Origin of the sequence: Pseudomonas sp. Rh2 (assembly GCF_040762985.1) — a bacterium.
In the GTDB taxonomy this organism is placed as follows: Bacteria; Pseudomonadota; Gammaproteobacteria; order Pseudomonadales; family Pseudomonadaceae; genus Aquipseudomonas; species Aquipseudomonas taiwanensis.
Genome location: NZ_CP142890.1, coordinates 2,956,545 through 2,975,056, shown reverse-complemented (window position 1 = coordinate 2,975,056; position 18,512 = coordinate 2,956,545). Strand labels below are relative to the sequence as shown.

Here is an 18,512-nt window from a genome sequence, read left to right as displayed (position 1 = left end):
GTCCTCAAAGGATTACTTGATGCTGAGAACCATCGAAGAACATGTGCGCAAACAGGTCGCGCCCGCCGCCATACGCGCCGAATTCCGCCAACACGAATACGAGGCCATGCGCCGCTTCTGCCAGCTGATCTTCTGCGTCAGCATTGCCATCTGGCTGATCTTCGACCTGATTGTCAGCTACCTGGGCAATCAGGACTTCACCTGGCTATCCGGGTTGTTCCTCGCCGTGATGGGCAGCCTGACCGTGATCCTTGGCTTCACCCGTAAAAGCCACCACTTCGATGTGCTCAACCTGCTGTTCATCGCAGTCATCACCCTTGGCATGCGCCTGGTCATCGATGGCATCCCGATCGCCCTGCGCCCGGTATGGCTGGTACTGGGTACATCCACCGTGCTGTACAGCGCCTCGGTACTGCCGGTACGGCGCTGGTCATTCTTCTGCGCCATGGCGATCACCTGGGCGATGCTCAACCCCTTCTATGGCACCAACATCGACCTCGACGACCTGGAAGCCGCGATGCTGCTGAGCTATGCGGTGTTTCTCAGTGGCCTGGTGATCTACAGCTACCTGCGCATCCGCCAGGCCAAGCTGCACAACTTCTACATGTCCAAAGTGCTGCTCGACCAGGCTTACATCGATGTGCTCACCGACATCCCAAACCGCCGCTCGTTCATGGCCAAGGCGCAACGGCAACTGCAATCGGCCAAGCCCGGCCAGTACCTGGCGATGATCGACATCGACAACTTCAAGAAGGTGAACGATCTGTACGGCCATGACATCGGCGACGAGGTACTCAAGCGCGTGGCCACCCATATCAAGAGCTCGATGGGTCCCTTCGAGTACGCCAGGCTCGGCGGCGAAGAGTTCGCCATTTTCTTCCAGGGCCTGGACCAACATGGCGCCGAGCAGCAGGTCGACAAGCTCTGCCAGAGGGTGCGAGAAGATCTCGGCGCGCACCCGGTCACCATCAGCATAGGGCTCGCCCAAGTGATGGACGGCGACACCTTGACCAGGGCCCTGATCAAAGCGGACCAGGCGTTGTACGAAGCCAAGCACACCGGCAAGGACCGCTTCGTGTTATGGACCGAGCGGCTGGCGGGGCCGGTGTGAGGTTCAAACCATGGCGCGGTAGTCAGGCCCCGTCGTGTTCGCGTAGGAAATCCAACATGCGCTGCGCGTCGCTGACGTCCAGCTTGCCCGGTGCATCAACCTCGATGCGTCGAACCACCAGGTTATCGGCCAGCAAGGCATAGCGCTGCGAACGGCGGCCCATTCCCCGGGCCGAGCTGTCCTGGGCGAGCCCCAAGGCATCGGTGAAGGCGCAGTTGCCGTCCGCGATCATGGCCACCTCGCCTTGCACCGGGAAGGTCTTGCCCCAGGCGTTCATCACGAAGGCATCGTTCACCGCCACACAGAGGATTTCGTCCACGCCCTGGGCAAACAGCTCCGGGGCTGCCGCCAGGTATCCGGGCACATGGCGCTGCGAACAGGTTGGAGTGAACGCACCAGGCAAGCCGAAGATCACCACCCGTTTGCCTGCGCAGCGCGCGTGCAGCGAAAACGCCTGCGGGCCTATTGGACAGGCATTGTGCCCCTCGCTGTACTCATGGAGGGTCGCTTCAGGCAGCAGATCACCGGTTTTGATCATGGGGGGCTCCAAAGGCTGAACATGTGGAATGCTTCGCGTCGGGCGTAGTGTCGCAAGCCTCCGCCCAGGGTGCCAGCATAACGCCTCCCACCTGCGCTAGCCTCGCAAGGTCGCACCACCCTGTAGTCGGCGTTCAATCTGAGGCACGCTCAAACACCACGCCATGCGCACCATTGCGGAGCAGTCACGCGCACCAACCGATTGCAAGTACGCCATTCGCACCCTCCCCGCCAGCGCTCGATCCCCTCTACATCCGCCCTTGCGCCACAACCTGACCAGTTGGCCATGTTTTTGCTTTACCCAGCAGACCTGCCACCGCACACCAACAGCGAGTTGCCCATGCCCACCGCCACTGCACCTTTGCGTCTCGAGTTGCGCGCTATCACCAAGCGCTACCCCGGCACGCTGGCCAACGACCGTGTCGACCTCACCATCAAGCCAGGCGAAATCCATGCCTTGCTGGGTGAAAACGGCGCGGGCAAAAGCACCTTGATGAAGATCATCTACGGCGTCACCGCGCCAGACAGCGGCGAAGTCCTGTGGCAAGGCCAGCCCGTACGGGTGCGCGATCCGGCGCAAGCCCGCGCACTGGGCATTGGCATGGTGTTCCAGCATTTCTCGTTGTTCGAAACCCTGAGCGTGGCCGAGAACATCGCCCTGGCCCTCGGTCGTGAAGCCGGTACGCCGAAGCAGTTGGAGCCGCGCATTCGCGAGGTGTCACAGCGCTACGGCATGGGTCTGGCGCCGGAGCGTCTGGTGCATAGCCTGTCGATTGGCGAGCGTCAGCGGGTGGAAATCGTGCGTTGCCTGATGCAGGACATTCGCCTGTTGATTCTCGACGAGCCCACCTCGGTGCTCACGCCCCAGGAGGTCGATGAGCTGTTCATCACCCTGCGCGCCCTGGCGGCCGAAGGGTGCAGCATTCTGTTCATCAGCCACAAACTGAACGAAGTCCGCGCACTCTGCGACACCGCGACGGTCTTGCGCGGTGGGCGAGTTGCCGGGGCCTGTGTGCCACGCCAGTGCAGCGACTTGCAACTGGCGCGGTTGATGGTCGGCGATGCCGAAGGCCTGGAAGCCAGCTACCCAAAAGTGGATGGCGGACCTGTCCGTTTGCGCGTGGACGACCTCAGTTGGCGCAACGCCGATCCGTTCGGCACCTCGCTAAGCCAAGTGCGGCTGGAAGTGCTTAGCGGTGAAATCGTCGGCATCGCGGGGGTCGCCGGAAACGGGCAGGATGAACTGCTGGCGCTGTTGTCCGGCGAAGCCCGTCTGCCGCGCAGCGAACGCGAACGCCTCACCCTCGACCAACAGCCAATGGCTCACCTGCATCCGGACGAACGTCGCCGCCTGGGCATGGCCATTGTCCCAGCCGAGCGCCTGGGCCACGGCGCGGTGCCTGACATGAGCCTTGCCGACAACGCCTTGCTGTCCTCCTTCCACCAAGAGCTGGTAGAGCACGGCATGGTCCGCCGCAACCGCGTGCAGGCCTTGGCCCAGCGAATCGTCCAGCGCTTCGGGGTCAAGACCCCGGACATCCATACCCCTGCACGCAGCCTGTCCGGCGGCAACCTGCAGAAGTTCATCCTCGGCCGTGAAGTGCTGCAGCAACCCAAGCTACTGGTCGCGGCACACCCTACCTGGGGCGTGGACGTCGGCGCGGCGGCCACCATTCACCGCGAGCTGATCGCCCTGCGCGATGCCGGTGCGTCGATTCTGGTGATCTCCGAAGACCTCGACGAGCTGTTCCAGATCAGCGACCGTCTCGGTGCCTTGTGCGGTGGCCGCCTGTCGCCGCTCAAGGCTACCGCGCAGACCACCCTGACCGAAGTCGGCCGCTGGATGGCCGGACAATTCGATAACCCAGCTGCAGCCTGAAGAGAAACCCATGCTATTGACCCTCGAACCTCGTCTGCAGCAATCGCGTCGCCACCTGCTGCTCTCACCGCTGCTGGCCGGCCTGCTGACACTGCTCAGCGGCGCCCTGTTGTTCGCCGCTCTCGGCCACGACCCACTGGCGGCCTTCCACACCTTGCTCATCGAACCGGTGCAGGACCTGTATGGCTTGAGCGAGCTGCTGATCAAGGCCATCCCCATCCTGTTGTGCGCCCTGGGCCTGTCGGTGGCCTATCAGGCGCGCATCTGGAACATCGGCGCCGAAGGCCAGCTACTGATCGGCGCCCTGGCCGGCAGTGCACTGGCAGTGAACATCATCGACTGGACCTCGCCGTGGGCATTGGTGCTGGTGATCACGACCGGCGTGCTGGCTGGGGCAGCCTGGGCCGCAATGGCTGCATGGCTGCGTACGCACTTCAACGCCAACGAGATCCTCACCACCATCATGCTGAACTACATAGCCTTGAACCTGCTGTTGTACTTCGTGCACGGCCCACTGAAGGACCCCGACGGCTACAGCTTCCCGCAGTCGGCCATGTTCGGCGAGGCCAGTCGGCTGCCGACGCTGTTCGAGGATGTGCGCCTGCACGCCGGGGTCTACCTGGTACTGCTGGCCGCCGTCGCGGTGTGGGTGCTGCTATCACGCAGTTTCATGGGCTTTCAGGTACGGGTTCTGGGGCTGGACAGCCGGGCCGCCGGGCTGATGGGCTTTCGCGAAAAGCGCCTGGTCTGGCTGGCCCTGCTGATCAGCGGCGCGCTCGCAGGCCTGGCCGGGGTCTGCGAGGTGACCGGCCCCATCGGCCAACTGGTACCGCAAGTTTCGCCAGGCTATGGCTACGCGGCAATCACCGTGGCCTTCCTTGGCCGCCTCAACCCGCTGGGCATCGTGATCGCGGGCCTGCTCATGGCCCTTCTCTACCTTGGCGGCGAAAACGCCCAGATGGCCCTGAACCTGCCGCAATCGCTGACCGAGCTGTTCCAGGGAATGATGCTGTTCTTCCTGCTGGCCTGCGACCTGCTGATTCTCTACCGCGTGCGCCTGGGCCGCTGGCTGCGGCCGGTAGCCTCGAACAACACCGCGCAAGCCACCGCCTGATCGGAGTGACCATGGATCTCGACCTTGTCAGTAACATCCTTTATGCCATGGTGCGCTGCGGCACCCCGCTGCTGCTGGTAGCCCTTGGCGAGCTGGTGTGCGAGAAAGCCGGCGTACTCAACCTCGGACAGGAGGGTATGATGCTGTTCGGCGCGGTGATCGGCTTCATCGTCGCCTTTTCCACCGGCAGCCTGTGGCTGGGCGTACTGCTGGCCTGCCTGGCCGGTATGCTGTTGGCCGCGCTGTTCGCGCTGGTGGCCCTGGGCTGCCAGGCCAACCAGGTAGCCACCGGCCTTGCATTGACCATCTTCGGCATTGGCCTTTCCGCGTTCGTCGGTTCGGCTTGGGTCGGCAAGCCGCTGACGGGCTTCGAGCCGGTGGCCATCCCTGTGCTCAGCGCTATCCCCCTGATTGGTCACATGGTGTTCAATCAGGATGTGCTGGTGTACCTGTCGTTCACGCTGTTCGGGGTTATCGCCTGGGTGCTGCTCAACACCCGACTGGGCCTGATTCTGCAAGCTGTCGGCGAGAACCCGAACGCCGCCAGTGCCATGGGCTTGCCGGTGTTGCGGGTGCGCACCCTGGCGGTGCTGTTCGGCGGTGCCATGGCCGGCATGGCCGGTGCCTACCTGTCGCTGGCCTACACGCCCATGTGGGCAGAGAACATGAGTGCCGGCCGCGGCTGGATCGCCCTGGCCCTGGTGGTATTCGCCAGCTGGCGGGTCTGGCGAGTGCTGCTTGGGGCGTACCTGTTCGGCCTGGCCAGCATCCTTCATCTGGTGGCCCAAGGCGTCGGCATCAGTGTGCCTTCGAACCTGCTGGCGATGCTGCCCTATGTGGCGACCATCGTGGTGCTGGTGCTGCTGTCGCGTGATGCACGACGTACCCGACTGTACGCGCCAGTGTCGCTCGGCCAGCCCTGGCGTGCGGGGCACTGAGCGCACCCGTTTCAGGCGGCGCAGACTCGTCATGCACCTTTTTTGACCTTGCCGACAGCTTTCTGCCCGACGCGCCCCTGCGATTCGCGCGGGGACGCGGAAAGTTCTCGGCTTGTTGTCCTCTTGGTCAATTTTTTGCAACACGCCGAATGCCAACTTCGGCCCAATAGAACAATACGACAGACACGGAGCCCCAACCCTATGTCCATCCCTTCCCTGAAAAGCCTGGTACGCGGTGTCGCTGCCGCCCTTGGCCTGGCCGCTACTCTCGGCGCCCAGGCTGCCGACCCGCTCAAGGTCGGTTTCGTCTACATCGGCCCCATTGGCGACCACGGCTGGACCTACCAGCACGAACAAGGCCGCCAGGCACTGATCAAGCAGTTCGGCGACAAGGTGCAGACCAGCTATGTCGAGAACGTAGCCGAGGGCGCCGACGCGGAGCGGGTGATCCGCAACATGGCCAAGGGCGGCTACAACCTGGTGTTCACCACCTCGTTCGGCTACATGAACCCCACCATCAAGGTCGCCAAGCAATTCCCCAAGGTCACGTTCGAGCACGCCACCGGCTACAAGCAGGACAAGAACGTCGGCACTTACCTCTCGACGTCGTACCAGGGTCGCTACGTCGCCGGTTTCCTCGCCGCCAAGATGACCAAGACCAGGAAGATCGGCTATATCGCCTCGTTCCCGATTCCTGAAGTCATTCGCGACATCAACGCGATCCAGTTGGCCCTGGACAAGTACAACCCCGGTACCGAGATCAAGGTGGTCTGGGTCAACTCGTGGTTCGACCCAGGCAAAGAAGCCGATGCCGCCAACGCCCTGATCGACCAAGGCGTTGACGTGGTGTTCCAGCACACCGACAGCCCAGCACCGATCCAGACCGCCGAACGCCGTGGCGTTTACTCGATTGGCTACGCCTCGGACATGGCCCACTTCGGGCCGAAGGCGGTGCTGACCTCCATCGTCAACAACTGGGGCCCGCACTATATCCGCAGCACCCAGGCAGTGATGGATGGCGACTGGAAGCCCGAGGACTACTGGGGCGGCCTGGCCGAAGGCACCATCGAGTTGCCGATCAGCGACCTGGTGCCTGCCGATGTGAGAGCAGAAGCCGAGCAGATCATCGCCGGTATCAAGAGCGGCGCCTTCCACCCCTTCACCGGCCCGATCATGGACCAGAAAGGCGAGGTACGGATTCCCGCTGGCGCAGTGGCCAGCAATGCCGAGTTGGCGGGCATGAACTACTACGTCAAGGGCATCACCGCCAACCTGCCGCAGTGACCGACGCAACACGCGCCGTCCCTTTCCATCGTGAAAGAACCGCGCACCAGGGCGCCCAAGCGGCGCCCTTTCCGCTGCCCTGGGTACGAGAAGACTCGCAGCACCTAACCCCCGGAGCCACCATGAACACGCTGCCCATCATCGACATCGCCCCGCTGTACAGCAATGACCGCAACGCCTGGATGGACGTTGCCCGGCAGATCGACCACGCCTGCCGAGCGTGGGGCTTTTACTACATCAAGGGCCACCCCATTGCACCTTCGCGCATCGCCGAGCTAAAGGCCGCTGCAGTCGACTTCTTCGCCCGTCCCGATGAGCAAAAACTGCAAATCGACATCACCCGGTCCACCCACCACCGTGGTTACGGCGCCATCGCCACCGAGCAGCTGGACCCCACCAAGCCCAGCGACCTCAAGGAAACCTTCGACATGGGCTTGCACCTGCCCGCCGACCACCCCGACGTGCTAGCGGGCAAACCGCTGCGTGGGCCCAATCGCCACCCGGACATCCCGGGCTGGGAAGCCCTGATGCAATGCCACTACCAGGATATGCATGCGCTGTCGCTGACCCTGTTGCGTGCCATGGCCCTGGCCTTGGGCATCGAGGACGATTTCTTCGACCGACGCTTCGCCGACCCGATCAGCGTGTTCCGCATGATCCACTACCCTCCGCGCCAGGCCGCTACCCGTGCCGAACAACAAGGTGCCGGCGCGCATACCGACTACGGCTGCGTGACCCTGCTGTATCAGGACGACATTGGCGGCCTGCAGGTGCAGGATGTGCGTGGCCAGTGGGTCGACGCACCGCCGATCGAAGGCACCTATGTGGTCAACATCGGCGACATGATGGCGCGCTGGAGCAATGACCGTTACAAATCAACGCCCCACCGGGTGATCAGCCCCGTGGGCGTGGATCGTTACGCCATGCCGTTTTTCGCAGAGCCGCACCCGGACACCGAGATCAGTTGCCTGCCCGGCTGCCAAAGTGAGCACAACCCTGCCAAGTACCCGCCGATTTCCTGTAGCGACTACATGCTTTCGCGCTTTGCCGAAACCTACGCCTATCGCCGCGAACCGACCGAGGCCTGAAAACCAGGGTGCCCAGGCCAACGCTTAGGCACCCCTGACGTCCACCTAGGAATCGCAGAGCACCGTTCCGAGCATGGCTCCGGGGCACGGGATGATCCTCACCAAAGGTTGTGCTCGTCGCCACGCGAACGCGCTCGCAGCCCCTGCAACTGGGGCAGCTCGATGCGCACCATCAACCCCCTGTCATCGGCTGCCTGGGCACTGATACTGCCGTGGTGCAGTTCGATGGCCCGTCGCGCAATGGCCAAGCCCAGACCAAAGCCGTCACCGCCGTTGTCAGCCCCCCGGTCGAACGGCTGGAAGATGCTCTCCAGTCGTGTTGGGGCAACCCCTGGCCCATGATCACTGATGCTGACCTGTAGCCGTTCACCGTCGGCCAACAGGCTTGCCTCTACCCGCACCTCGGTGCCTGGTGCCGTGTACCGCACCGCATTGCGGATAACGTTTTCGAAGGCCCGGTACAACAGCTCTTCATGTCCGACCGTGATAAATGGTTGCGGTGCCACCAGCAGCACCTGGCACTGCTTGATACCCGCCTCGAAACGCGCGTCCTCTACGATCTGCGCCAGCAGCTCCACTGCGTCCAGCGCCTCGTAAATGCCGCTGTCGTGGGGGGACTGGGCACGCGCCAGGGTCAACAGCTGCTCGATCAGGTCGTCCATTCGCCGTGACTCGCGTTCGATGCGTGCAATCATCTCGCGCCGGTCCGGTTGTTGGCGCATCAGGCCGATGGCCGCATTCAGGCGCGTGAGCGGTGAGCGAAGTTCATGGGAAATATCGTGCAGCAGGTGCTGTTGCGCTTCCACCAGCGTCTTCAGTTGGCCGGCCATGCGGTCGCAGTCTTCGGCCAGATCGACGATCTCGTCGCGGCGTCGCCCGAGGCGCGGCCGAACCCGCACTTCGAAGCGGCCTTGGGCGACCTGCCCCATCGCTTCGCGCAGCCAAGCCAACGGCCGGGTCAGGTACAAGCTGCACAGCAGGGCGAACAGGGCACTCATCAGGGTCCCGGTGACCAAAGGGCCCAGCCCGCGTGGCGGTGGCCCTTGGCCGGAGACACTGGGCACCGAGGCGCGCAACAGCAGCAAGCGACCATCACGGTCAAGCACCGACTGCTCGAACCGCACCACCTGCACCGGCTTGCCAGCCAGCAATCGGCCCTGGGCATCGTACAGGCCAATCTGTACGTCAGGCGGCTGTGGCGAAACCTCCAGCAGTTGGCGCCCAGCCTGCTCGCCAAATCGCTGCAGCAAGTGCAGTTCGGTGCCAAGCAATGTTCTCAGCGCTGGGTTGTCACCGCGCAGCTCGTCGAGCATGAAGGCGCCTGCACCTACCAGGAAAGTCAGGCAGTTGGCCAGCCAGAACGCCAGAAACAGCTTCCAGAACAGACGCCGACGCATCATTCGGCGATCAGCATGTAGCCCATGCCCCGCACGCTACGAATCCAGCTGCTGCCGTCAGGCCGCGGGCCCAGTTTGTGGCGGATACTGCTGACGTGTACGTCGATACGCCGGTCATACCGGGTCAACGGGCGGCCCAGGGCATCCAGCGACAGGTTCTGCTTGCTGACCAACTGACCAGCCTGGCGCGTCAGCACCTCCAGAAGGCTGAACTCGGTGCCGGTCAGCTCAAGGTTACGCCCCTCCCACAGCGCCTGCCGACGACTCGGCCAGAGGGTCAAGGCGCCGCTGCTGATGGCATCGGGAATAGCGTTATCGCCAATCAACTGTGGCTGCACCCGGCGCAGGATCGCCCGCAGCCGCGCCACCAACTCGCCCGGCGAGCTGGGCTTGGGCACGTAGTCATCGGCGCCCAGTTCCAGCCCGGCAATGCGGTCGATGTTGTCACCACGAGCGGTGAGCAACAACACCGGAACCTGGCTGCGTGCACGGATGCGGCGCAGTACCTCGATGCCCGAGAAGTCCGGCAGCATCACATCGAGCACCACCATATGAAAACGCCCGCTCAGGGCCAGTGCCTCACCCTCCGCGCCGGTGGCACTGCAGGTGGCGCAAAACCCCTCGCGGGCCAGGTACTGAGCAAGCATATCGGTCAATTCACGGTCGTCATCGACCAACAGCACGGGGATCATCAAGGTTACGCTTCGGCAGGTTCTACTGGGCGCCATGATCCCTGCACGGGCGCTTACTGTCACCGCCAGGCCAGCAAACTTTACACATCTTTACCCTTGGTTAACCGCGCCGAACACACCCCACCCGTATGCTCATCGCCCGCTGGCCTGGCTGGCCCCGCCCTTTGAATACGCCTGTGTGGAACCCACCCATGAATTACCCGCGCCTGATGTTGTCGATCCTGCTGCTCCACGCCTCCCTGGCCCAAGCGCAAGCCTTCAAGATCGCTGACATCCGCGTCAACGGCCTGCAGCGGGTGTCCGCCGGCAGCGTCTTTGGCGCCTTGCCCCTGAACGTGGGCGATCAGGCCGATGACCGACGCCTGGTGGAATCCACCCGCTCGCTGTTCAAGACCGGTTTCTTCCAGGACATCCAGCTGAACCGCGACGGCAATGTCCTGATCATCAACGTGGTCGAGCGCCCCTCGGTGTCGAGCATCGAGATCGAAGGCAACAAGGCGATCAGCACCGAAGACCTGATGAAGGGCCTGAAGCAGTCGGGCCTGGCCGAAGGCGAGATCTTCCAGCGAGCCACCCTCGAAGGCGTGCGTAACGAACTGCAGCGCCAGTACGTGGCCCAGGGCCGCTACTCGGCCGAGGTCGACGCCGAGGTGGTGCCGCAGCCGCGCAACCGTGTGGCGTTGAAGATCAAGATCAACGAAGGCGCCGTGGCGGCCATCCAGCACATCAACATCGTCGGCAACACCGTGTTCGACGATGAAGCGCTGGCGCAGCTGTTCGAGCTCAAGACCACCAACTGGCTGTCGTTCTTCAAGAACGATGACAAGTATGCCCGCGAGAAGCTCTCCGGTGACTTGGAACGCCTGCGTTCCTACTACCTGGACCGCGGCTACATCAACATGGACATCGCCTCCACCCAGGTGTCCATCACCCCGGACAAGAAGCACGTCTACATCACGGTCAACGTCAACGAGGGCGAGAAGTACACCGTCCGTGACGTGAAGCTGTCGGGTGACCTGAAGGTGCCGGAAGACCAGGTCAAGTCGCTGCTGCTGGTGCAGCCGGGCCAGGTGTTCTCGCGCAAGGTCATGACCACCACCTCCGACCTGATCACCCGCCGCCTGGGTAACGAGGGCTACACTTTCGCCAACGTCAACGGCGTGCCTCAGCCGCACGACGAAGACCACACCGTGGACATCATGTTCGTGGTCGACCCGGGCAAGCGTGCCTACGTCAACCGCATCAACTACCGCGGCAACACCAAGACCGAAGACGAAGTGCTGCGTCGCGAGATGCGCCAAATGGAAGGTGGCTGGGCGTCGACCTACCTGATCGACCAGTCCAAGACCCGCCTGGAACGTCTGGGCTTCTTCAAGGAAGTCAACGTCGAGACCCCACCGGTGCCGGGCACCGATGACCAGGTCGACGTCAACTACAGCGTCGAGGAACAGGCCTCCGGCTCGATCACCGCCAGCGTCGGTTTTGCCCAGAGCGCCGGCCTGATCCTGGGAGGCTCGATCAGCCAGACCAACTTCCTGGGTACCGGTAACAAGGTGTCCATCGGCCTGACCCGTTCGGAATACCAGACCAAGTACAACTTCGCCTTCACCGACCCCTATTTCACCAAGGACGGTGTCAGCCTGGGTTACAACGTCTTCTACAGCACCACCGACTACAGCGATTACTACGACGATGGCGTGTCGTACTACGCCATCAACAGCTATGGTGCTGGCGTCAGTTTCGGCTACCCGATCAATGAGACATCACGCCTGACCTTCGGCCTGACCCTGCAACACGACGATATCAACCCAGGCACCTACAGCGCCGACGAGATCTACGACTTCATCCAGCGCGAAGGCGACAGTTTCAATAACCTCAAGGCATCGGTCGGCTGGTCCGAGTCGACCCTGAACAAAGGCGTGCTGGCGACTCGCGGTCACTCCCAGGGTCTGACGTTCATGGCCACCACCCCCGGCAGCGACCTGTCGTTCTACAAACTCGAATACGACGGTCAGACTTACCTGCCCATGACCCAGAGCACATCGCTTCGCCTGCACACCAACCTGGGCTACGGCAACGGCTACGGCTCGACCGACAGCCTGCCCTTCTATGAGAATTACACCGCCGGAGGCCTGAATTCGGTACGCGGATTCAAGAGCGGCACCCTCGGCCCGCGCAACACGCCCGCGACCGGCAACTACGCCAGCGCCGGTCAGGCGTACTACTCCGACCGCGACACCGATGCCCTGGGCGGCAACATCCTCATTACCGGAGGCGCCGAAGTGCTCTTTCCCCTGCCCTTCGTCAAGGACCAGCGGCAGTTGCGCAGCTCGGTGTTCGTCGATGCAGGCAACGTGTTTGCCGACACCTGTTATCTGTCAACCACCCAGGGCTGCGGGGGCGTGAGTCTCGATCAGATGGCGCTGTCGGTGGGGCTGGGCTTCACTTGGTATAGCCCCCTGGGCCCGCTGAGCTTCAGCCTGGCCGCACCGATCAAGAAGCCAGAGGGGGCGCAAACCGAAATGTTCCAATTCTCCTTGGGGCAGACATTCTGATGATTACTCGGTTTTACCCCCGCTTAACCCAAGTTGACAGTGACCTTGCCTATGCTGGAAACCCTTCACGCCAAGCAGGTCAACCCATGACTCCATTCAACGTCTGCGCGCTGGCCACAGCGCTGCACAGCGAAGCGCCAATCGCCGTGCTCGACCTGGTGCAACGGCGACTGGCCGAGATGGTCGGGCCGCACTACACGGTGGTGCTGTGTGGCAGCGGTGAAGGTGGGGGAATCAGCCACTACCATCTGGCCATCCAACACGGTCGCAGCGGCGTTTCACTGGAGCACAGCGGCGTCGTCGAACCTGGTTTCATCGAGCAACTGCTGACGCTGGGCCAGCGAACCCGCGCGATGATCGAGTCCCCCGCATTCGAACGCATGCTCAGTGACGACCCGGCGCGGCCACTGACCTGGATCAGCGACGACGCCTGAGCGCATGTCTTCCCTCCGGCAACCTTAAATCGCCTGTAGCCGCTGCGAACCTCGCAATCTGGCGTGCCAGCCCTGCAGCGACACTGCCAAGGCTGCCAACCCAGCCGGTATCAGCAAGGCGGCGAAGACCTGGCTGAAGCTCCAACCCATGGCCAACATCTGCGCACCGGCGAAGGCGCTGAGAATCGCCCCCAACCGGCCGATACCACTCATCCAGCTGGCCCCAGTGGCCCGCGCCTCGGTCGGGTAGAAGCCCGCGGCCAACGCATTCATGCCTACACTGGCGCCGTTAAGGCCAAAGCCCACGGCCCAGGCAATGGCGCACAGCCAGGCGAAATGCCCGGCCACCTGGCCGATGGCGAAGATCACCGCGCCGCTGAACAGGAACGTCAGCATCAGCACTCGCTGCGGATGCCAGCGATCCATCGCCCAGCCCACCGTGATGGCGCCCAGCGGGCCGCCGATCTGGAAGCAAGCGGTGACGATGGCCGCTTCGGACACCGAAAAACCCCCTCCCTCCTTCACCAGCGTCGGCAACCAACCGCTGAACAGATAGACCAGAAACAGAGCCAGCACGTAACCCACCCACAGCATCATCGTACCGAAGCGGTAGCGAGAGGACAGGATGGTGCCTATGGCCCCACCCTTGACGGATGCGCATGCGGGCAGTACGAAGCTGCTGTCGGGGCCGCAGTGTCCAGGTGCCAGGCGCCTGACAATGGCGCGGATTCGTTGTGGGTCGCCCCCTTTGCTGACCAGGAAGGTCACGGATTCCGGAAGACGCAGCCACAGCAAAGGCAGCACCAGCAGCGGTAACACGCCGCCCAGCGCCAGTACGCTGCGCCAGCCTAGATTGGGAATCATCCAGGCACTGACGAAGCCGCCCATGGCCGCACCGAGAGAGAAGCCGCAGAATGCCAGGGTAATCAGCAACGAGCGACTGCGCGCCGGTGCGTACTCGCTGACCAATGTGCTGGCATTGGGCATCGCCGCGCCTAGGCCCAGGCCAGTCAGGAAACGCAGGGCTACCAGGGTTTCCAAGTTGGGGGAAAAGGCCGAGGCAAGGGTCCACAGGCCAAAGAGCAGGACACTGCCCAAGAGCACAGCCTTGCGCCCGTAACGGTCGGCCAGCGGGCCGGCCACCAGAGCGCCAAGGGCCAGGCCGATCAGTGCTGCGCTGAGCACCGGGCCGAGGGCTTGAGGGCCCAGCTGCCATTCGCTTTTCAGTTGCGGGGCGATGAAGCCGATTATGGCGACGTCCAGTCCGTCCAGAGCGATGATCAGGAAGCCGAGGAAGACCACCCATTTCTGGTAGCGGCCGATGGGTTGCTGGTCGATCAACTGGCGAATATCGATAGGGTCGGGAGTTCGCATTGCCTTACCTCTTTTTGTTGTTATCGAGGGCATTGGGCCATAGGTTTTTTTCGGCGGCGCCGGGCCGGTTCCTACAGGCGACTTGCCAGGGCCTTGAATTGCACGGGCTTGATGATTCGCGTCTCCTGGGCCATCACGAGGTCGCGGGTGGCATGCAGATACGCGGCGAAGTCCGGATCGGCGTCGCGGGCCGCGCTGCGGCGTTCGAGGTCATCGAGGCTGTCGTAGCCCCACAGGTGGACGACCTGGTTCAATGTGCCGATGCTGCTCACATAGAACGCCAGCGGCGGGCCCAGGTGACGCAGCAGAATCGGCATCGCCAACTGGTCGAATGCCGCCAGGAAAGCAGGCATGCACCGAGGCCGGATGGTGTAGATGCGGTGGTCGACAATCGCCTTGTCCATCACGCCACCTCCTGTGCCGGGCCAGCCGCGGCCAGTCCTTGGTCGATACCCGCCAGGTGGCGGCCGGTGATGTAACCAAAGGTCATGATCGGCCCCAGGGTGATGCCAGCGCCGGGGTAGTTGCCGCCCATGATGCTGGCTCGGTCGTTACCCACCGCATACAGCCCGGCTATGGCGCGCTGGTCGGCACCGAGTACTTCGCCGACCACACTGGTGCGCAGGCCATCGAAGGTGCCGAGGTCGCCCATCACCACTTTCACCGCAAAGTAGGGCCCGTCGCCGACGGGTGCGACACAAGGATTGGGCTGCTGCTGCGGATCGGCCAAGTAGCGGTTGAAACTGGTGCTGCCCCGGCCGAACTGGCGGTCCTCACCGTGTACGGCGCCAAGGTTGTACTCGCGAACCGTGCGCTCCAACCCCCGTGCATCGATACCAGCCTTGCACGCCAGCTCGGCAAGGCTGTTGCCCTTGAGCAAGTAGCCATTGCGCAACAAGGGGCCCAGCGGCATGGGGGCGGGTTTGGCGTAACCGAGTCCGTACTTGGCCAGCGTACGGCGGTCACAGACCAGCCACATGGCGGTTTCGGCCTGGTCGGCGCATGCCTCGATCAAGGCCGCGCCCACATCGTGGTAGGAATTGGACTCGTTGGTGAAGCGCTGGCCAGAACGCAAGACACCAATCACCCCCGGCTTGTAACGGTCAAGCAAGTGCGGGAAAGCAACATGGCGTCCGGCGCCCATCGGGACTTTCGATACCGGCATCCAGGCAGCCGCTGCTTGCAAGCGCATATCCACCCGGGCGCCCAGCGCCTCGGCCATGCGCGCGCCATCGCCGGTATTGCCCGCTGGCACAGGCGAAAAGTGCTCGCCGCCCCGGCGCACGTGGGGATATGCCTGGCCGATGCGTTGCAGGTCGTGGGAAAAACCGCCACACGCAAGCACCACGCCACGCCGGGCCTCGATGCGCAACTCGCCCGCCCCCTGACGGGCCAAGGCCCCGCTGACCCGCCCGCCTTCGCGCAGCAACTGCCTGGCCGGGGTGCCCGTGAGGATCGGAATACCCAAGTCAAGCGCTGACTTCACCAAACGCGCCGCCAGGGCGTTGCCACTGGTCACCTGGGTGCCACGGCGGTACAGCGCCAGCTCCTTGAGGTGGGTCAACAGCCGTTTGGCCACATAGAAGAACGAGGTCAGCGAACGGGTAACGTTGAAGAAATGCTTGAGGTCGGCGTTCGACGAATTGAACATCATGCCGATGAAGGTAATGGTCTCGAGTGGCGGGCGCAGTCGTGCCATGTCGGCACCCAGCTCGCGGATGTCATAGGGTGCGGCAAGTATCGAGCGGCCCACATCGACTCCGCCTTCGACCAGCGGGTGGTAGTCGGGGTACAACGTCGGGACGAACTTGACCGCGGTCTCGCGTTCGAAAAACTCCACCATTTGCGGTCCGTAACGCAGGAAAGCTTCGACTTCGGCCCGCTCGAAGCAGGCTCCGGCTTCGTTTCGCAGGTAGCTCAGCGCCGCGTCATGACTATCGCGCTTGCCGGTCAATGGGTTGCCCGGTATCCACAGCACCCCGCCGGAAAAGGCCGTGGTGCCACCAAAGCAGTCGTCTTTCTCGATCACCAGTACGTCCAGCCCATGCTGCTTGGCAGTGATGGCCGTGGCCAGGCCGCCAGCACCTGCACCGATGACCAGCACATCACATGTGAGCGTGTTCATGGACGTACCCCCTCGAAGCCTGGGCGCGGGATGAGCGCCATGGGCATGCTCTCCAGCCCGCCGTCAACGGTCAGTTCGGCACCATTGATGTAGTCGGCTCGCGGGCTTGCCAGAAACAGCACGGCTTCGACGATGTCCTGCGGCTCGCCGATGCGTTGGTTGGCGGTCATCGCGCTGCGCTGGCGTTCGATTTGCGGGTCGGCATAGAACGCCGCCGACAGCGGCGTGCGGATCAACCCAGGGCATACGGTATTGCTGCGCACGCCACACGGTCCCCATTCCACGGCGATCTGCCGCGAGAGCATGCTGACCCCGGCCTTGGCCGCACTGTAGGCACCGCTGTTGGGCTGCGGAAAATGGGCGGCAATCGACGCCACGTGCACGATGCGCCCCTGCCTGCGGGCAAGCATCGCCTGGCCGAAGGCCTGCGCGCACAGCAGATAACCGCTGAGATTCACCGCCAACACCTGGTTCCATTGCTCCAGGGTCAGGGTCTGCAGCGCGCCAGGCCGCAGCACACTGGCGTTGTTGACCAACACATCGCAGCGCCCGTGCATGGCTTGCACCTGGGCCGCGGCCTGCTCGACGCTGGCCGGGTCGGCAATGTCGCATGCCAAGGCGCTCACTTCACCCACGCTGTGCTCACCCAAGGTGGCGGCCAGCGCCCGGCACTTGTCTCGATCGCGGTCGAGCAGTACCACATGGGCCTGCTGCTCGACCAGGGCGCCAGCCAGCGCCGCACCGATGCCTCCGGCCGCGCCGGTGACCACGCAGACGGCCCCGTCCAGACCCAACCAGTGGGAGGAAATCTTGTTGTTATGCATGCCGCTCTCCAGAGTGTTACTTGATCTGGTCGTCAGCCTAGGGCCGAGGCCCCGCCCGGCAGAATGGACAAAACCTGCAAGCAACCCCACATTCCCGACAATTTCGTCCATGCCCCCTGAAGCTCGCGTGCGGCTGTGGCAGAGTGATCGAGTAACGACCAGAACAATTACAACAACCATGAACAAGATCCCGAATTACGCCCTCTACGGCGAGACCGCACAGCCGGTGTGGCATGAGTCCCTGCATGTGGAGTCGATCTCCAAGCGTTCCGGCGCGCACAACTGGGAAATAGCCGCGCACCGTCACGACGGGCTCCTGCAATTGCTCTACCTGCAAAGCGGCAGTGGCGAGGTGCTGTTCGACAGTGAACTCGTGCAGGTGCACGCGCCGTGCGTGGTCTATGTGCCGGCGCAGGTGGTGCATGGTTTCCATTGGGCCGGCCAGGTCGAGGGCCAGGTCATCACTGCCGCGCAGCATCCCCTGGAGAGCATTGCCCAGCTGCTGGCGCCCACCTTGCTGGCACAGATACGTAAACCGCAGGTGCTCGCCCTGCCGCTATGGCGCGGGGAGGAAGACCCGCTGCTACCGCTGTGCCGGGCCTTGAGCGAGGAGTACCACAACCGCGCCCGCGAACATGTGGCAAGTAGCATGTCATTGCTGTTGGCGTTGCTGATCCAGGCGCTGCGACACGCCCATCACGCACCCGACGAAGCACGCCGCCCACCTTCAAGGCGTAGCCAGCAGTTGACCGGGTTCCGTGAACTGGTGGACATGCATTACCGTGCGCACCCGCCACTGGCCTTCTATGCCGGCGAACTGGGCATGACCCTGGCGACCCTTGGGCGGCTGTGCCAGGAGCACTTGGGCATGACGCCAATGAACGTAGTCAATGCGCGGCTAGTGCTGGAGGCCAAACGTGCATTGAGCCACTCGGACGCCTGCGTGAAGGAGATCGCCCATGAACTGGGCTTCGCCGATGTGGGCTATTTCAGTCGGTTCTTTCGCAAACAGTGCGGAGTGAGCCCGAGTACCTTTCGGGCCAACAAGGCCACGTAATTGCGTCTGTCTCGGGTTTGCGCGCGTGTTCAAGATGCCAGGGCGTTTGTGGAGGGACAGCTGTTTGGCTGTGAACAGACGGCAAGGGCCGCTGCGCGGCCCT

The 18,512-nt window shown here is 63.3% G+C and carries 16 protein-coding genes; 9 read left to right on the top strand and 7 right to left on the bottom strand.

Annotation, left to right across the window (positions count from 1 at the left end; translation table 11 throughout):
• The first annotated feature begins 19 nt into the window (after positions 1–19).
• Positions 20–1,111 carry a diguanylate cyclase gene (locus tag VXM67_RS13395; protein WP_023380447.1) on the top strand — a complete coding sequence of 364 codons (1,092 nt, stop codon included), beginning with the start codon at positions 20–22 and terminating at the stop codon, positions 1,109–1,111.
• 22 nt (positions 1,112–1,133) lie between these two features.
• Here VXM67_RS13395 and VXM67_RS13390 read toward each other — a convergent pair whose 3' ends face one another.
• Positions 1,134–1,649: a peroxiredoxin gene (locus tag VXM67_RS13390; RefSeq protein ID WP_023380446.1), complete on the bottom strand. Its 516-nt coding sequence runs from the start codon at positions 1,647–1,649 to the stop codon at positions 1,134–1,136.
• 333 nt (positions 1,650–1,982) lie between these two features.
• On the opposite strand from VXM67_RS13390, the gene VXM67_RS13385 reads away from it, so the two are divergent.
• The 5 genes from VXM67_RS13385 (at position 1,983) to VXM67_RS13365 (ending at position 7,951) form a co-directional block, all read left to right on the top strand.
• Complete coding sequence (locus VXM67_RS13385) at positions 1,983–3,527, top strand: ABC transporter ATP-binding protein (RefSeq protein WP_162144450.1); 1,545 nt, start codon at positions 1,983–1,985, stop codon at positions 3,525–3,527.
• Between the two features lie 10 nt (positions 3,528–3,537).
• A complete protein-coding gene (locus VXM67_RS13380) occupies positions 3,538–4,641 on the top strand; it encodes an ABC transporter permease (protein WP_027907589.1) in 1,104 nt (367 codons plus the stop codon).
• Positions 4,642–4,652: 11 nt separating this feature from the next.
• On the top strand, positions 4,653–5,579 hold the full coding sequence (locus tag VXM67_RS13375) for an ABC transporter permease (protein WP_027907590.1): 927 nt from the start codon (positions 4,653–4,655) through the stop codon (positions 5,577–5,579).
• Positions 5,580–5,780: 201 nt separating this feature from the next.
• Positions 5,781–6,863 (top strand): BMP family ABC transporter substrate-binding protein, encoded by a 1,083-nt coding sequence (locus VXM67_RS13370; protein WP_023380442.1) that lies wholly within the window; start codon positions 5,781–5,783, stop codon positions 6,861–6,863.
• Between the two features lie 122 nt (positions 6,864–6,985).
• Positions 6,986–7,951 carry a 2-oxoglutarate and iron-dependent oxygenase domain-containing protein gene (locus tag VXM67_RS13365; protein ID WP_367237070.1) on the top strand — a complete coding sequence of 322 codons (966 nt, stop codon included), beginning with the start codon at positions 6,986–6,988 and terminating at the stop codon, positions 7,949–7,951.
• A gap of 98 nt (positions 7,952–8,049) precedes the next feature.
• Here the strand turns inward: VXM67_RS13365 and VXM67_RS13360 are convergent, their stop codons facing one another.
• Together VXM67_RS13360 and VXM67_RS13355 are read right to left on the bottom strand one after the other, a co-directional pair.
• Complete coding sequence (locus VXM67_RS13360) at positions 8,050–9,351, bottom strand: ATP-binding protein (protein ID WP_023380440.1); 1,302 nt, start codon at positions 9,349–9,351, stop codon at positions 8,050–8,052.
• Positions 9,348–10,040 (bottom strand): response regulator transcription factor, encoded by a 693-nt coding sequence (locus tag VXM67_RS13355; protein ID WP_023380439.1) that lies wholly within the window; start codon positions 10,038–10,040, stop codon positions 9,348–9,350. Before VXM67_RS13355 ends, VXM67_RS13360 begins: the two co-directional genes overlap by 4 nt.
• A gap of 191 nt (positions 10,041–10,231) precedes the next feature.
• On the opposite strand from VXM67_RS13355, the gene bamA reads away from it, so the two are divergent.
• Both bamA and VXM67_RS13345 read left to right on the top strand, forming a co-directional pair.
• A complete protein-coding gene (gene bamA / locus VXM67_RS13350; RefSeq protein WP_367237069.1) occupies positions 10,232–12,595 on the top strand; it encodes an outer membrane protein assembly factor BamA in 2,364 nt (787 codons plus the stop codon).
• Between the two features lie 86 nt (positions 12,596–12,681).
• A complete protein-coding gene (locus VXM67_RS13345) occupies positions 12,682–13,029 on the top strand; it encodes a hypothetical protein (protein ID WP_023380437.1) in 348 nt (115 codons plus the stop codon).
• 24 nt (positions 13,030–13,053) lie between these two features.
• Here the strand turns inward: VXM67_RS13345 and VXM67_RS13340 are convergent, their stop codons facing one another.
• From VXM67_RS13340 to VXM67_RS13325, 4 genes are all read right to left on the bottom strand, one after another.
• On the bottom strand, positions 13,054–14,403 hold the full coding sequence (locus tag VXM67_RS13340) for an aromatic acid/H+ symport family MFS transporter (RefSeq protein ID WP_023380436.1): 1,350 nt from the start codon (positions 14,401–14,403) through the stop codon (positions 13,054–13,056).
• Between the two features lie 71 nt (positions 14,404–14,474).
• A complete protein-coding gene (locus VXM67_RS13335) occupies positions 14,475–14,807 on the bottom strand; it encodes an NIPSNAP family protein (protein WP_023380435.1) in 333 nt (110 codons plus the stop codon).
• A complete protein-coding gene (locus VXM67_RS13330) occupies positions 14,807–16,528 on the bottom strand; it encodes an FAD-dependent oxidoreductase (RefSeq protein WP_367237068.1) in 1,722 nt (573 codons plus the stop codon). The genes VXM67_RS13335 and VXM67_RS13330 overlap by 1 nt, the downstream gene beginning before the upstream one ends.
• On the bottom strand, positions 16,525–17,352 hold the full coding sequence (locus VXM67_RS13325; RefSeq protein ID WP_104881817.1) for an SDR family NAD(P)-dependent oxidoreductase: 828 nt from the start codon (positions 17,350–17,352) through the stop codon (positions 16,525–16,527). The genes VXM67_RS13330 and VXM67_RS13325 overlap by 4 nt, the downstream gene beginning before the upstream one ends.
• A 178-nt stretch (positions 17,353–17,530) precedes the next feature.
• Here VXM67_RS13325 and VXM67_RS13320 point away from each other — a divergent pair, with 178 nt between their 5' ends.
• Positions 17,531–18,409 (top strand): helix-turn-helix domain-containing protein, encoded by an 879-nt coding sequence (locus VXM67_RS13320; protein ID WP_027907780.1) that lies wholly within the window; start codon positions 17,531–17,533, stop codon positions 18,407–18,409.
• Positions 18,410–18,512 lie beyond the last annotated feature (103 nt).

Excerpts from the sequence above, each read along its gene's own strand:
- VXM67_RS13395 (WP_023380447.1), top strand. The coding sequence starts at position 20 with ATGCTGAGAACCATCGAAGAACATGTGCGCAAACAGGTCGCGCCCGCC.
- VXM67_RS13390 (WP_023380446.1), bottom strand. The coding sequence starts at position 1,649 with ATGATCAAAACCGGTGATCTGCTGCCTGAAGCGACCCTCCATGAGTAC.
- VXM67_RS13380 (WP_027907589.1), top strand. The coding sequence starts at position 3,538 with ATGCTATTGACCCTCGAACCTCGTCTGCAGCAATCGCGTCGCCACCTG.
- VXM67_RS13375 (WP_027907590.1), top strand. The coding sequence starts at position 4,653 with ATGGATCTCGACCTTGTCAGTAACATCCTTTATGCCATGGTGCGCTGC.
- VXM67_RS13370 (WP_023380442.1), top strand. The coding sequence starts at position 5,781 with ATGTCCATCCCTTCCCTGAAAAGCCTGGTACGCGGTGTCGCTGCCGCC.
- VXM67_RS13365 (WP_367237070.1), top strand. The coding sequence starts at position 6,986 with ATGAACACGCTGCCCATCATCGACATCGCCCCGCTGTACAGCAATGAC.
- VXM67_RS13360 (WP_023380440.1), bottom strand. The coding sequence starts at position 9,351 with ATGATGCGTCGGCGTCTGTTCTGGAAGCTGTTTCTGGCGTTCTGGCTG.
- VXM67_RS13355 (WP_023380439.1), bottom strand. The coding sequence starts at position 10,040 with ATGATCCCCGTGCTGTTGGTCGATGACGACCGTGAATTGACCGATATG.
- bamA (WP_367237069.1), top strand. The coding sequence starts at position 10,232 with ATGAATTACCCGCGCCTGATGTTGTCGATCCTGCTGCTCCACGCCTCC.
- VXM67_RS13345 (WP_023380437.1), top strand. The coding sequence starts at position 12,682 with ATGACTCCATTCAACGTCTGCGCGCTGGCCACAGCGCTGCACAGCGAA.
- VXM67_RS13340 (WP_023380436.1), bottom strand. The coding sequence starts at position 14,403 with ATGCGAACTCCCGACCCTATCGATATTCGCCAGTTGATCGACCAGCAA.
- VXM67_RS13335 (WP_023380435.1), bottom strand. The coding sequence starts at position 14,807 with ATGGACAAGGCGATTGTCGACCACCGCATCTACACCATCCGGCCTCGG.
- VXM67_RS13330 (WP_367237068.1), bottom strand. The coding sequence starts at position 16,528 with ATGAACACGCTCACATGTGATGTGCTGGTCATCGGTGCAGGTGCTGGC.
- VXM67_RS13325 (WP_104881817.1), bottom strand. The coding sequence starts at position 17,352 with ATGCATAACAACAAGATTTCCTCCCACTGGTTGGGTCTGGACGGGGCC.
- VXM67_RS13320 (WP_027907780.1), top strand. The coding sequence starts at position 17,531 with ATGAACAAGATCCCGAATTACGCCCTCTACGGCGAGACCGCACAGCCG.